Origin of the sequence: Hydrogenophaga sp. IBVHS1, from assembly GCF_002127265.1 — a bacterium.
Classification (GTDB): domain Bacteria; phylum Pseudomonadota; class Gammaproteobacteria; order Burkholderiales; family Burkholderiaceae_C; genus Hydrogenophaga.
Genome location: NZ_NFUU01000003.1, coordinates 302,668 through 316,508, shown reverse-complemented (window position 1 = coordinate 316,508; position 13,841 = coordinate 302,668). Strand labels below are relative to the sequence as shown.

At 63.7% G+C, this 13,841-nt stretch carries 12 protein-coding genes; 10 read left to right on the top strand and 2 right to left on the bottom strand.

The features are described from left to right. The first annotated feature begins 6 nt into the window (after positions 1-6). Entirely contained in the window at positions 7-468 is a 462-nt protein-coding gene (recX, locus tag CAP37_RS19325) for a recombination regulator RecX (RefSeq protein WP_086126044.1), read from the top strand. Here recX and CAP37_RS19320 read toward each other — a convergent pair. Together CAP37_RS19320 and argC are read right to left on the bottom strand one after the other, a co-directional pair. Then, the gene (locus tag CAP37_RS19320) at positions 450-2,000 is read right to left on the bottom strand and encodes an MFS transporter (protein ID WP_086126041.1); all 1,551 of its coding nucleotides are present in this window, start codon (positions 1,998-2,000) and stop codon (positions 450-452) included. The genes recX and CAP37_RS19320 overlap by 19 nt on opposite strands. Before the next feature lie 92 nt (positions 2,001-2,092). Then, positions 2,093-3,004, bottom strand: a complete 912-nt coding sequence (gene argC, locus CAP37_RS19315; RefSeq protein WP_086126039.1) for an N-acetyl-gamma-glutamyl-phosphate reductase — start codon at positions 3,002-3,004, stop codon at positions 2,093-2,095. A 177-nt stretch (positions 3,005-3,181) separates the two neighbouring features. Here argC and sucC point away from each other — a divergent pair, with 177 nt between their 5' ends. From sucC to CAP37_RS19270, 9 genes are all read left to right on the top strand, one after another. Then, positions 3,182-4,342, top strand: a complete 1,161-nt coding sequence (gene sucC, locus CAP37_RS19310; RefSeq protein ID WP_086126036.1) for an ADP-forming succinate--CoA ligase subunit beta — start codon at positions 3,182-3,184, stop codon at positions 4,340-4,342. 9 nt (positions 4,343-4,351) lie between these two features. Beyond that, complete coding sequence (gene sucD, locus CAP37_RS19305) at positions 4,352-5,245, top strand: succinate--CoA ligase subunit alpha (RefSeq protein ID WP_086126034.1); 894 nt, start codon at positions 4,352-4,354, stop codon at positions 5,243-5,245. A gap of 229 nt (positions 5,246-5,474) precedes the next feature. Further along, positions 5,475-8,195 (top strand): CHASE2 domain-containing serine/threonine-protein kinase, encoded by a 2,721-nt coding sequence (locus CAP37_RS19300; RefSeq protein WP_256927057.1) that lies wholly within the window; start codon positions 5,475-5,477, stop codon positions 8,193-8,195. Between the two features lie 10 nt (positions 8,196-8,205). Then, positions 8,206-8,991 (top strand): Stp1/IreP family PP2C-type Ser/Thr phosphatase, encoded by a 786-nt coding sequence (locus CAP37_RS19295; RefSeq protein WP_086126029.1) that lies wholly within the window; start codon positions 8,206-8,208, stop codon positions 8,989-8,991. 54 nt (positions 8,992-9,045) lie between these two features. Further along, complete coding sequence (locus tag CAP37_RS19290) at positions 9,046-9,675, top strand: FHA domain-containing protein (protein ID WP_086126027.1); 630 nt, start codon at positions 9,046-9,048, stop codon at positions 9,673-9,675. Between the two features lie 270 nt (positions 9,676-9,945). Then, a complete protein-coding gene (locus tag CAP37_RS19285) occupies positions 9,946-10,749 on the top strand; it encodes a 3',5'-cyclic-nucleotide phosphodiesterase (RefSeq protein WP_086126025.1) in 804 nt (267 codons plus the stop codon). Between the two features lie 189 nt (positions 10,750-10,938). After that, on the top strand, positions 10,939-11,442 hold the full coding sequence (locus CAP37_RS19280; RefSeq protein WP_086126022.1) for a pilin: 504 nt from the start codon (positions 10,939-10,941) through the stop codon (positions 11,440-11,442). Positions 11,443-11,501: 59 nt separating this feature from the next. Continuing rightward, on the top strand, positions 11,502-12,275 hold the full coding sequence (gene tfpZ, locus CAP37_RS19275; protein ID WP_306297839.1) for a TfpX/TfpZ family type IV pilin accessory protein: 774 nt from the start codon (positions 11,502-11,504) through the stop codon (positions 12,273-12,275). A 151-nt stretch (positions 12,276-12,426) separates the two neighbouring features. Next, a complete protein-coding gene (locus tag CAP37_RS19270) occupies positions 12,427-13,827 on the top strand; it encodes a PglL family O-oligosaccharyltransferase (RefSeq protein ID WP_179190293.1) in 1,401 nt (466 codons plus the stop codon). Positions 13,828-13,841 lie beyond the last annotated feature (14 nt).

Sequence of the window (13,841 nt, the reverse complement as noted above, 5' to 3'; positions counted from 1 at the left end):
GGCAAAGTGGGATTCGATCAGATTTCCCTGAAGGGCCGTGCGCTGCGCCTTCTGTCCGGCCGCGAGCATTCGCGGGCCGAACTGCAGCGCAAGCTGGCCGCGCACGAAACCGAGCCCGGGGAACTGAACAAGGCGCTGGACGAACTCGAAGCCAGAGGCTTCATCAGCGAGCAGCGGGTGATCGAATCGGTGGTGAATCGACGCTCGAGCCGCCTGGGCGCGGCCCGTGTGCGCCAGGAGCTTCAGGCCAAGGGTCTGGACCCGCAGGCTGTGGCCGAGGCGGTCGCTGGTCTGCAGGGTTCCGAGGAGGCACGCGCCATGGAAGTCTGGCGCAAGAAGTTCGGGCAACCACCGCGAGACGGGGCCGAACACGGCAAGCAGATGCGGTTCCTGCTCGGCCGGGGCTTCGGTGCCGAGGTGGTGAGGCGTGTGGTCCGGGGTGTTGCGACTCAGGACGACGACGCCTGAACCCGCGCGGCAGGCGTGCGCAGCATGCGCCAGGCCAGCCAGCCGCTGAACACCATGATGCCGGTGCCCAGCACGGCCGCAGCCTGCAGCCCGTCGACGAACGCCGCGCGGGCGGCGAGCCGCAGCGCCTCGGCCAACGGCGCGGGCAGGCTCTCGGCGACCGTGAGCGCGCCGCCCAGCGTGAAGGTTTCCGACACCGCTTCGGCAGGCAAACCTGCGGGCAACTGGCCTGCCATGCCGTTGCGGTAGAGGCTGGTGGCCAGACTGCCGAACACCGCGATGCCCAGCGCACCCGAGAGCTCGGAGCTGGTTTCTGACAGCGCTGAGGCGGCACCTGCGCGCTCGGGGGGAGCCGAGCTGATCACGATGTCGTTGCCGAGGGTGAACACCGGTGCCATGCCGATGCCCATGAGCGTCATGCCCACGATCAGCGCGATCAATCCGTGCGGACCGTCCACCAGCGCCATGCCGGCAAAACCCAAGGCAGCAACCGCCAACCCGGTCACCATCGTCATGGGGGCGGAGAAGCGCTGCGCGAAGGCGGGCGTGATCATGGAGCCCACCACGAAGGACAGAGCCCACGGCACGGTGCACAGGCCCGCCACCAGAGGCGAGAGTCCCAGCACCAGTTGCAAGTGCTGGGAAATGAAGATGTAGACGCCGAACATCGCAAACGAGGTCAGTGCGTAGGTGCAAATGGCGGCGGCGAAGCGCGGCTGGCCGAAGAGCTTGAGGTCGAGCAACGGGTAGTCGATGCGTCTTTGCCTGCGCATGAAGGCAACGCCAGCGGTCAGCCCGAGGGCTGCCGCGAACCACGTCAGCCAGCCCAGCTGGCCTTCGGCCGCCTGCTTGAGCGCAAACACGCCACCGAGCACCGCCGTGAGCGACAAGGCCACACTGCCGAAATCGAGCCGACCGGCCTTGGCATCGCGGTACTCGGGCAGCAGGAATGGGCCCAGCACCAGCAGCAGCAACATGACAGGCACCGCAGCCCAGAAGATGGCGGGCCAGGCGAAATACTGCAGGATCACACCGCCCACCAGCGGGCCGATCGCGCCGCCCACCGAGTAGCTGGAGATCCAGATGCCGATGGCCACGCGCCGCTCGCGCTCGTCGCGGAACATGTTGGAAATGAGCGAGAGCGTGGATGGCGCCAGCGTGGCCCCCGCGATGCCCAGCAGCGCGCGCGTGGCGATGAGAGCGTGCGCGGTCGTGGACAACGCCGCCGCCACCGAAGCCGCCGCAAATGCGGCCGCTCCGATCAGCAGCAGGCGGCGACGGCCGAGCTTGTCGCCCAGCGTGCCCATGCTGATGAGCAGGCCCGCCACCATGAAGCCATAGATATCGATGATCCAGAGCAGTTGCGAGGCGCTGGGCCGCAGGTCGGCGCTGATCGCGGGCAGGGCGAGGTTGAGCACCGTGAGGTCCATGGCGTAGACCAGACAGGGCAGGGCGATCACGGCCAGTGCCACCCATTCGCGGCGGGTGGCCTTCGCCGGTGCGATTTCGACCGGCGGTTGTTCTGAAGTCATGCGAAGTCTCCCGGGGTTCGGCGTGTGTGGCGCCCAACCTTGCGCAGCGCCCTCGGTTCCACGACGAACGAAGGGGGCGCTTTTCGACCTTCTTACAGGCCCAGCATCAACTTCAGGTTCTGCACGGCCGCGCCGCTCGCACCTTTGCCCAGGTTGTCCAGCCGGGCCACCACCACGGCATGGCGCTCTTGCGCGTTGCCGAACACGCGGATCTCCAGCTGGTTGGTGTCGTTGAGTGCCAGGGCGTCGAGCTTGCCGTCGTCCGTGGCCGGCTTCACGCTCACCCATTCCGCGCCGGCGTAGTGCGCCTCATAAACGGATTGCAGATCCGTGGCGGAGGGCGAGCCGGGCAACGTGTCCAGGTGCAGTGGCAATTGCACCAGCATGCCTTGCGCGAAATTGCCCACGGCGGGCAGGAAGATCGGCCTGCGTTTCAATCCGCTGTAGGCCAGGATCTCGGGAATGTGCTTGTGCTTCAGACCCAGCGCGTACAGCTCGAAGGCCGGCGCGGCGTTTTTCTCGTAGGCCTCGATCATGGAGCGCCCACCACCGGAGTAACCGCTCACAGCCGGCAGACAGACTGGGTGGTCAGTGGGCAGCACGCCGGCGTCGACCAGAGGCCGCAGCATGGCGATGGCGCCGGTGGCGTAACACCCCGGGTTGGCCACCCGGTCGGCCTTCACCACGGCGTCGCGCTGACCGGCAGCGAGTTCAGGGAAACCGAACACCCAGCCGGTCGCGGTGCGGTGCGCGGTGGAGGCGTCGATGATCTTGGGCTTCCTGCCCGGCAGGGCGTCGATCATGGCGACCGATTCGCGCGCCGCGTCGTCGTGCAGGCAGAGGATGACCAGGTCCACCTGCGCCATCAGCTCGCGTTTCGCGGCCGGGTCCTTGCGGCGTTCGGGCGCAATGCTCACCACTTCCACACCGGGCATGCCCTGCAGGCGTTCGCGAATCTGCAGCCCGGTGGTGCCTGCTTCGCCGTCGATGAAAACCTTGGCCATGGCTGCTCTGCCTTGTCAGTGTGGATTCAGGAGGAGGTCCCAAAATCGCGGGCTGTGCTGCTCGCTTTTGGTGCGTTGCACCATGATACAGTCCCCGGTTGCTGTTTTGAGCGACCGCATCTCGGCCAGCCTCGCTGCCGGCCGACACCCATTGACCCATTCCTGAGAGATCCCCTCATGAAGATCCACGAATACCAAGGCAAGGACATCCTGCGCCAGTTTGGTGTACCGGTGCCGCGCGGCATCGCAGCGTTCACGGTGCAGGAGGCGGTGGAAGCCGCCCAGAAACTTGGCGGCCCGGTGTGGGTGGTCAAGGCCCAGATCCACGCCGGTGGCCGTGGCAAGGGGGGTGGCGTGAAGGTGGCCAAGTCGGTCGATGACGTCAAGCGTCTCGCCGGCGAAATCCTGGGCATGCAGCTCAAGACCCACCAGACCGGCCCGGAAGGCCAGAAAGTTCGGCGCCTCTATATTGAAGACGGCGCGGACATCCAGAAAGAGTACTACCTGTCGGTGGTGACCGACCGCGCCACGCAGAAGGTGGCTTTCATCGCCTCCAGCGAAGGCGGCATGGACATCGAGGAAGTGGCCCACGCCACGCCCGAGAAGATCATCACCGAGTTCATCGACCCGCTGACCGGCATGAACGAAGCCCAGGGCAAGAAGATTGCCGCCGCCATCGGCATGCCCGTCGATTCGCAGGCGCAGTTCATCGACGTCTGCCAGAAGCTCTACAAGTGCTACATGGACACCGACGCGGCGCTGGTGGAAATCAACCCCCTGAACCGCGACGGCAAGGGCAACATCATTGCCCTGGACTCCAAGTTCAACTTCGACAGCAACGCGCTGTTCCGCCACCCGGAAATCGTGGCGTTGCGCGACCTGGATGAAGAAGACCCGGCCGAAGTCGAGGCTTCCAAGTTCGACCTCGCCTACATCAGCCTGGACGGCAACATCGGCTGCCTGGTCAATGGCGCCGGTCTGGCCATGGCGACCATGGACACCATCAAGCTGTTTGGCGGCGAGCCGGCCAACTTCCTCGACGTGGGCGGCGGCGCTACCCCCGAGAAGGTGACCGAAGCTTTCAAGATCATGCTGAAGAACAAGAACGTGAAGGCCATTCTGGTCAACATCTTCGGCGGCATCATGAAGTGCGACACCATCGCCACCGGCGTGATCGCAGCCTGCAAGGCCGTGAACCTGCAGGTGCCTCTGGTGGTGCGAATGAAGGGCACGAACGAAGTCGAGGGCAAGAAGATGCTGGTCGATTCCGGCCTGCCCATCATCAGCGCCGACACCATGGCCGAAGCGGCCCAAAAAGTCGTGGCCTCGGTCAAGTAAGGAGCCCCCATGTCGATCTACATCAACAAAGACACCAAGGTCATCACGCAAGGCATCACCGGCAAGACCGGTCAGTTCCACACTGAAAAGTGCCAGGACTACGCGAACGGCAAGAACGCCTTCGTGGCCGGCGTGAACCCGAAGAAGGCCGGCGAGTCGATCTTCAACATCCCGATCTACGCATCGGTCAAGGAAGCCGCCAGCCAGACCGGTGCCACGGTGTCCGTGATCTACGTGCCGCCTCCGGGTGCTGCCGCCGCGATCTGGGAAGCTGTCGAGGCCGACCTGGACATGGCAATCTGCATCACCGAAGGCATCCCGGTGCGGGACATGCTGGAGGTGCGCAACAAGATGAAGGCCAAGGAAGCGGCCGGCGGCAAGAAAACGCTGCTGCTCGGCCCCAACTGCCCCGGCCTGATCACCCCCGACGAGATCAAGATCGGCATCATGCCGGGTCACATCCACCGCAAGGGCCGCATTGGCGTGGTCAGCCGCTCCGGCACACTGACCTATGAAGCCGTGGCGCAACTGACCGAAATCGGCCTGGGCCAGTCCAGCGCGGTCGGCATCGGTGGCGACCCCATCAACGGCCTGAAGCACATCGACGTGATGCAGGCCTTCAACGACGATCCCGACACCGATGCCGTGATCATGATCGGTGAAATTGGCGGCCCGGACGAAGCCGATGCCGCCCGCTGGTGCAAGGCCAACATGAAGAAGCCCGTGGTCGGCTTCATCGCGGGCGTGACCGCGCCTCCCGGCAAGCGCATGGGCCATGCCGGCGCGCTGATTTCCGGTGGTGCCGACACGGCCGATGCCAAGCTGGCCATCATGGAAGAGTCCGGCTTCACCGTCACGCGGAACTTCTCCGAGCTGGCCAAGCTGCTCAAGGCGCTGCTCTGAAGCAGTCACCCGCACCGTGACAAGGGCAACGCTTGCGTTGCCTTTTTTTTCGCCTGCGGCCGGTTTTCGGCGGGAATCCCACAAAGGACCTTGCTTGTGCCCAAACGCCTGAAACAGAATGCAACTCCTTGGTCACCGGCTCTGGCCGGATGTCCTTTGGTGCGCGTATCACTGACCTTCGGGCAGTTTGCGGCGATCAGCAGGCGAATCAACCCGGAAAATGGCTCACGTGTCCAGCAGCAAACCGAAATCGAAACAAGGCCTTGGCCGGATCTGGCGATCCGATGCCGTGATGGGCTTGTGCATCGTGATGGCGGTGTTTGCGCTGCACGCCACCACCGACCTGTTCAGCGGGCTGGAGCGGCGTTTTTACGATCTGGCCAGCACCGACACGGACCGTGTCCCCAGTGACCAGATCGCCGTCATCGCCATCGACGACGACAGCATCGCCAACATTGGTCGCTGGCCGTGGCCGCGAGATGTTCATGCCCAGTTGATCGATCAGCTCAGCGCAGCCAAGGCGCGCACGGTGGCTCACACCGCTTTCTTCTTCGAGCCGCAGACCGATCGTGGGCTGACCCTGCTGCGCGAAATGCGGGGCCACATCGACGGCTCGGCCATCGGCACGCCGCTGCTGAACGATCTGGGAGATCGCTCTCGCGAGCAGCTGCTGCGCTTCATTGGCGAAGCCGAGCAGCAACTGGATTCCGATGCGCGCCTGGTGAGCAGCATCGCTCGTGCCGGCAATGTGATCGTGCCTTCGGTGTTCAGCCTCGGGCAGCCACTGGGCCGGCCTGACGAGCCACTGCCCGATTTCGCCCGGCGCAGCGCCGTGGCCGATGACACCGCCTTCGGCGTGCCCGCGCAGCGCACACAACAACCGCTGTCCGCCATTGGCGAAGCCGCTCACGCGGTGGCCCACCTGAACCAGTTCCCCGACATCGATGGGGCCGTGCGCCAGGAGCCGCTGCTGGTTCAGTTCGATGGCGTGGCCGTGCCCTCAATGGGGTTGGCCACGGCCGCGCACAGCCTGAACCTGGGCGCTTCGGACATCCGTCCGCTGCCCGGCCGGGGAGTCCAGCTGGGTCCGACCACGATCCCCACCGACACCTCGGCGCGACTGCTGCCGCAGTTCTACCCCGAACGCGACGGAAGACCGGCGTTCTCCGTGGACTCGTTCTACGACGTGAGCTCAGGCCGCATCCCGGCGTCAAAGTACACCGGCAAGATCGTCATCATCGGCGCCACCGCGGCCGGTGTGGGCACGCTGTTCACCACGCCGGTCTCAGCCGCCATGTCGCCTGCCACCATCCTGGCGCACATCACCTCGAGCATCCTCAGCGGACATTTCATCGAGCAACCGGCCTGGGGTGGCCTGGCGGTGCTGGGTATTTTGTTGCTGGTCACGGCCTATATCGTGGCGGTGCTGCCGCGCCTCTCGGCCCGCGCCGGTGCGGGTGTGACCGGCGCCCTGTTCGTGCTGCTGCTCGGTGTGCAGTACCAGTTGCTCGCTGGTTCAGCGATCTGGCTGCAGCTGGTGTTTCCGGCGGCCTTGCTGCTCATCGGACACCTTGCGCTCACCACACGGCGCTTTCTGGTCACCGAAGCCGGCAAGCTCAAGTCCGACGAGGAGTGGGCCGAGACCAATCGCCAGATGGCGCTGACCCTGCAGAGTCAGGGCCAGCTCGACATGGCTTTCGACCGCCTGCGCCGTGTGCCTCACAGCGAGGCATTGATGGAAAACCTCAAGCACCTGGCGCTGGATTTCGAGCGCAAGCGCCAGTTCAACAAGGCCGAGTCCGTGTACGAACACATGGCGCGGCTGGACCGCAACGACACGGATGTCCAGACGCGTCTGAAGCGCGCGCGGAACTTGTCGGAAACGGTGGTGCTGGGGGCTGGCTCATCGCACCCGGGCGGCACGCTGCTGCTCCACAAAGATGGCGTGGAAAAGCCCATGCTGGGCCGCTACCAGATCGAAAAGGAACTTGGCAAGGGCGCCATGGGCATCGTCTACCTGGGCCGAGATCCCAAGATCGGCCGAACGGTCGCCATCAAGACCCTGGCCTTGAGCGCTGAGTTCGAGGGAGCCGAACTGACCGAAGCGCGCGAACGCTTTTTCCGCGAAGCGGAAACCGCCGGGCGGCTGCAACACCCCCACATCGTCACCATTTTCGATGCCGGTGAAGAGCAGGACCTGGCCTACATTGCCATGGAGTTCCTGCAGGGCCGTGACCTGATGGAACACACCCGGCCTGGCCAGTTGCTGCCGGTAAACACGGTGCTGGAGATTGGCGAACGTGTGGCGCTCGCGCTGGATCACGCGCACAGCCAGGAAGTGGTGCACCGCGACATCAAGCCCGCCAACGTGATGTACGACGCGGCCACCGGCTCAGTGAAGGTGACCGACTTCGGCATCGCGCGCATCACCACGTCGAGCCGGACCAAAACAGGCATGGTGCTGGGCACGCCGAGTTTCATGTCGCCCGAGCAGTTGTCCGGGCAGCATGTAGATGGTCGTTCCGATCTGTACTCCCTGGGCGTGATGCTGTATCAGATGCTCACCGGGGAGCTTCCGCTGCGTGGCGATTCCATGGCCGCCCTGATGTACCAGATCGCCAATCAGGAACCCCGCCGAGTGTGTGATTTACGTCCTGAATTGTCTCCCCAGCTGGCCGATATACTGAGCCGGGCCTTGGCGAAATCACCGAGCCAGCGTTACCAGACCGGTGGCGAACTGGCCGCAGAACTGCAGGGTGTGAGGGCGCTTCCGGAGAAGCTGGCAGGAGGGCATGAAGAGGTGTTTTTGCAGACCGTCCGTGAGCGTCCCGGAACGACGTCTTCCCAAGTTGGCGTGGAAGACGAAGACGTGACATTTTCCACGGTAGTTGAAGCAACATCCCAGTCGGCTTTGAGGCCGGAAACAGACAGTCCCGATATCCGTATATAAGACCAACAACATGATTTTTGAGTACTTCTGTCTGACGGATCCGGGGTTGATCAGGGACAACAACGAGGACTCCGTGTCGCTCGATCCCGAGAACCAGATCGCCGTGCTGGCCGATGGCATGGGCGGCTACAACGCGGGCGAAGTGGCCAGCGCGATGGCCACGTCCTTCATCCGCACCGAGCTCGGGCGTTGGATGTCCGAAGGGGGGCACGAGGCCAGTGGCCGCGAGCTCAAGCGGGCCATGGAAATCTGCATCGACAACGCCAACCGCTCCATCTTCAACGCGGCCAATTCGAACCCGCAGTATTCCGGCATGGGCACCACACTCGTCATGGGCGTCTTTCATGGCGAGCGCGCCATGATCGGCCACGTGGGCGACTCGCGCTGCTACCGGATGCGTGAAGGCAACTTCATGCAGATCACGCGCGATCACTCCTTGCTGCAGGAGCAGATCGATGCCGGGCTCATCTCGCTCGAGCAGGCCCAGTACGCCACGCACAAGAACCTGGTGACACGCGCACTGGGTGTCGAAGACACCGTGTTGCTGGAAGTCAACGAGTACCGCGTCGAGGAAGACGATCTCTATCTGTTCTGCTCGGACGGCCTGAGCGACATGATGAGCGACGAGCGCATTGCCGCCATCCTCGTCACTGCGGGCACGCTCGAAGAAAAGGGTCACGCGCTGGTGGATGGTGCGAATGACTGCGGTGGTCGCGACAACATTTCTGTGATACTGGCGTATGCTCGCTCCCGGCCAGTGCGCAAGGGCTTGTTGTCCCGCATGCTCGGAAAGTAAGACCAGTTTTTCAGCATTCCAGAATTCGTCCAACAGGTTCCACAGGAGTCGGCCATGCCGAAAATGATCGTTTCCATCGACGGTGTCGTCATCAAGGAAGTGCAGCTCACGAAAGACCGCACCACGCTCGGCCGCCGTCCCTACAACGACATCGTGATCGACAACCTGGCGGTCAGTGGCGAGCACGCCGTCATGCAGATGTCGGGCTCGGACGTGTTCCTGGAAGACCTCAACAGCACCAACGGTACCTACGTCAACGGCAAGGCGATCAAGAAGCAACAGTTGCAGAACGGCGACACCGTCGAGATCGGCAAGTACAAGATCAAGTTCGCACACGAAGGCGCCAGCGAGAGCTACGAGAAGACCATGGTGATCAATGCCGGCGCTGTCGTCGGCGCGAGTGAGGCGCCCTCGGCCCCGCTCGGCAACGCGGCCATCAAGGTGATGTCCGGCACGGCGGCCGGGCGTGAGGTCCCGCTGGTCAAGGTGGTCACCACCATCGGCAAGCCTGGCGTGGCGGTGGCCGCGATCACGCGCCGTCCCCATGGTTATGTGGTGGCGCTGGTCGAGGGCACGCTCAAGCCCACCATCAACGGCAGCCCCATCGGCACCGATGCCGTCAATCTGCACCACGGCGACTTGCTCGAACTTGCCGGTACGCAGATGCAGTTCGTGGTTCATTGAGTTCCCCCCCGCGCCGCGCCTTCGGCGCGTCACCCCCCCAGGGGGCAATGCCTGCGGCCTGGCAGAGCCAGTTCCGCGGCATTCTCGACCTGACTCCCCTTCTTTCCTGGCATTTGTAGCTGGCTGCAACGGTGGCTCCAAGTGAGCAAAAAGTCCTTTACCGGCGGGCCTGCGAACGGGTAGCCTTCGGCAGGCGGTTGGCTTGAAGCCAGCCACGTTTCCAAAACTCATGCGCCGGCCCACCTGCGGTGCCGAAAGTCAAAGCTGCCGATGAGGGTTCGCGTTCTGGGGTGTTCTGGAGCCATTGCCCAAGGCTGCCGCACCACCTCGTTCCTGCTCGACGACAACGTCCTGATCGACGCCGGCACTGGCGTGGGCGACCTGACGCTCGACGAGATGGCTCGGGTGGACCATGTGCTGCTCACGCACTCGCACCTGGATCACATTGCGGCATTGCCTCTCATGCTCGACGCCATCGCTGCGCGCCGGCTGGCCGGTGGCGCGGGGCCCTTGAAGGTGCACGCCCTGCCCGGCACGATTGCCGCGCTCAAGGTGCACATTTTCAACAACCTGATCTGGCCCGACTTCTCCGCCATTCCCAGCACCGAGGCGCCGCTCATGCGCTTCGTGCCGATTGCTGTGGGCGAGGTATTGCAAGTCGGTGGCAAATCGGTGGAAGTGCTGCCGGCCGTGCACACCGTGCCCGCGGTGGGTTTTGCCGCCGCCACCGAATCGGGTCACTGGGTTTTCAGCGGTGACACCGGGCGCAATCCGGCTTTCTGGGAGCGCGTGAACCAGATGACGGTTGCGCTGCTGGTGATCGAGACCGCGTTCAGCGACCGCGAGCAGGCGCTGGCCTTGCGCAGCCTGCACCTGGCCCCCCAGATGCTGGCCGATGAACTGGAACAGATCGGCCCCGACCGGCGCTACCCCATCTACATCACCCACACCAAGCCCGCCGAAACCGGGCTGATCATGGAAGAGATTCGCCGCTTCGACGAAGCACCTCGTCCCGACGAACAATCGCGCCACGACATCCGCTGGCTCAGCGCCGGCCAGACCTTCGACCTGTGACAAAACCTGTCCAGAGGGTGGAGGGTGACAAAAAATGTCGGCTCCCGGCGGGGTGAGTGACCACAAATGGTCACATGCGCCGTTCAAAGCGTGAAATAGACCGCAGAACACCCCGCAGTTCAAGTTGGCACGGCGTCTGCTGATAAGAAGGCGTTCCCAACCCAACCCCCTGTCTCCAAGGAGTTCCCCATGAAGCGTTCCCTGCAAAAAGGTTTCACCCTGATCGAACTGATGATCGTGGTGGCCATCATCGGTATCCTGGCCGCCGTTGCGCTGCCCGCCTATCAGGACTACACCGTCCGCGCCCGCGTGTCGGAAGGTCTGGTCGCTGCTTCGGCTGCGAAGGTCAACGTGCAGGACGTGTTGTCTTCGGGCAATCCGCAAGGCTCTGCTTCTGGCTATGCGACAGGCTACACCCCGCCCGCAGGCACTCGTAACGTGGACAGTGTCGTGATTGAGGCTGACACCGGTGTGATCGTTGTTGACACGACGGCAGCGGCAGGCAACGGTACCCTGCGCATTACGCCCCACGCGCCTGCTGGTAGCGCCCTGCCCACTGGCACCGCCACGTTTACGCCCCCCGCGCAGTCGGTGGCTTGGCGCTGCATGGCAGCCGGCGCGGTGGCTGGTAGCTTCACGGGTGCAACCGCTGGCGATCTGCCTGCGCGCTTTGCTCCTTCTGAGTGCAAGTAAACTCTTGCGCAGCTTAAAAAGAGCGCTTCGGCGCTCTTTTTTTTGGAGAGGTTCTGAAGATGGCTTGGACGGCTCGCATACGGTCGGCCGCGCGTGCGGCGCTGGCTCACCTTGCGTTGAGCATGCTGGTCGCTGCATCTGTGGCCTGGCTGGTCTTCGGGGTGTGGTATCCAACCCCGTTTCACGAGCTCACCGGTGGCCGCACGCTGTTTCTCATCCTGATGGCTGTTGACGTGGTCTGCGGTCCCGTGCTGACGCTGGTGCTGTTTGATCCAGCCAAGTCGCGTTTCAAATGGCGCCTGGACCTTGCGCTGATCGTCTTCACCCAACTGACTGCGTTGGCCTATGGACTGAACCAGGTGGCGGCGGCACGACCTGTCTTTGTGGCCTTCGAAGGCGACCGTTTTCGACTGGTTCAAGCGCTTGACATTGACGAGAGTCGATTGCAGGAAGCCCCCTCGGGGGTGGACTCACCCGGTTTTCGTGGACCGCGCGTGCTCGGCGTCCAACTGTCTCGGTCCACCGATCCGGACTACCTGTCCAGCCTGCAGCTTTCCCTCCAAGGGTTGCACCCTGCTTTCCGTCCGGCACGCTGGAGGCCATACGAACAGCAGGCCTCCGCAGTGCAGCTAGCCCTCCAGCCGCTGGCCTTGCTGCGACAGAAGAACCCCACACACCTGGCTGAGCTTGAGGCGGCCTTGGCCGAGGCTGGCCTGAAAGATGAAGACGTCGGCTATCTACCGCTGGTGCGCGAAGAAATCACCGACTGGGTGGCTCTGATTCGTCGCTCCGACAGTCAGCCTTTCGCGTATCTCCACCTCGACGGCTGGTAAGTACTTCACCGCACAAGACCTTTCCGGAATGACCGCACACACCCTTGAATTCCCCCCATCGAAGGCATCGGCGCATGCGTTGGTGGTTTTGTGCGCTGTTCTCGTTTCGCTGCCCTGGTTTTGGCCCCTGCTATTAGGCCCGCTATCTGCCATGTGGCCCGACCTTTTTGCGTGGACAATGGGCGCCTTGCTCATTGTTTTCCTGCCTGCGACACGCGATCAGGCCGGACTGGCGATCGCCTCGGGCTGGCTGCTCGCGGCAATGGGCAGTTCGATCCTCGCCTTGATGCAGTACTTCGACCTGGAAAATGGTCTCTATCCCTGGGTCGCCCCCACCATCCCGGGCTACGTCACGGCGAATGTGCACCAGCTCAACATGCTGGCCTCGCTTCTGGCTGTGGGCTTGCTGTGTGTGTGGTGCCTGGTGATCAAGCGCCGCCTCGCCACCGTGCATGCCGTCTGGATGGTGGGACTCTTGTTGGTGGCGCTGGCTGCGACCGCTTCCCGCACCGGCATAGTCCATCTGGTGGCCATCTCCTGCATGTTGCTCTACTGGCACGCCCGCCAATGGCGCCGTGTGCTTCTCGTTCTGGTGCTGGGTTGGGCTGTCTACACCCTGGCGGCCAACAGCTTGCCCTGGCTGGCGTGGGTGACCCGTGGAATCGTCATCGATCGCAACCTGTTGGGGCGATTCGGTGAGAACGTGGGCTGTCACAGCCGCCGACTGCTCTGGGCCAACATGGTCGATCTCATCGCCATGAAGCCGTGGACTGGGTGGGGACCGGGCGAGTTGCTGTACGCGCACTACATCACCGACTTTGGGGACCAGAGGTTCTGCGAGAAGCTCTCGAACGCGCACAACCTGCCATTGCAGTTCGCTGTCACCCTGGGCATTCCCGTGGCAGCGGTCTTCGGGCTGCTGTTTGCATGGGCCCTCTTCAAGCTCAAGCCCTGGGCCGCCACCCACCCGATGGAGCGTCTTTGCTGGGGGGTGTTGGTCCTTCTGGGCGTCCACAGCCTGCTGGAGTACCCGCTCTGGTTTGGTGTGTTCCAGTTGATGGCCTTGCTCGCCGCCTGGCAGATCTACCAAGTGTGGCACCAGGGCGCGGGTGCGGCTGGCGCTGAAGCGGGTCCATCGGTGCGCGGTCGCGTCATGGTTTCGGGGCTGCTGCTGGCGATGTTGTCCTTCGTGGCCTGGGACTATGTGAAAGTCAGCCAGTTGTACCTGCCAGATCACATGCGGATGGAGCGCTACCGCGAAGACACATTCAACAAGGCCCGCGACACGGTGTTGTTCAAATCGCATGTGCTCATCGCGCAGATCGTGGCGATGGAGTTGAAACCGGAGAACGCCGAACTCATCCTCCAGGGATCGCTGGCCTCCCTGCACGTCGCACCCGACTCTAGAGTCATCCGTCGGGTGATCGAATCGGCCGCTTTGTTGGGCAGATCGGATCTGGTCGAACTGCATGTTGCGCGCTACAAGGCGGCTTGGCCCAAGCAGTACGCTGAGTGGATCGAACTCCAGAAGGCGGCGGCCGCCAACCGCTGAAGGCGCGGACAGCG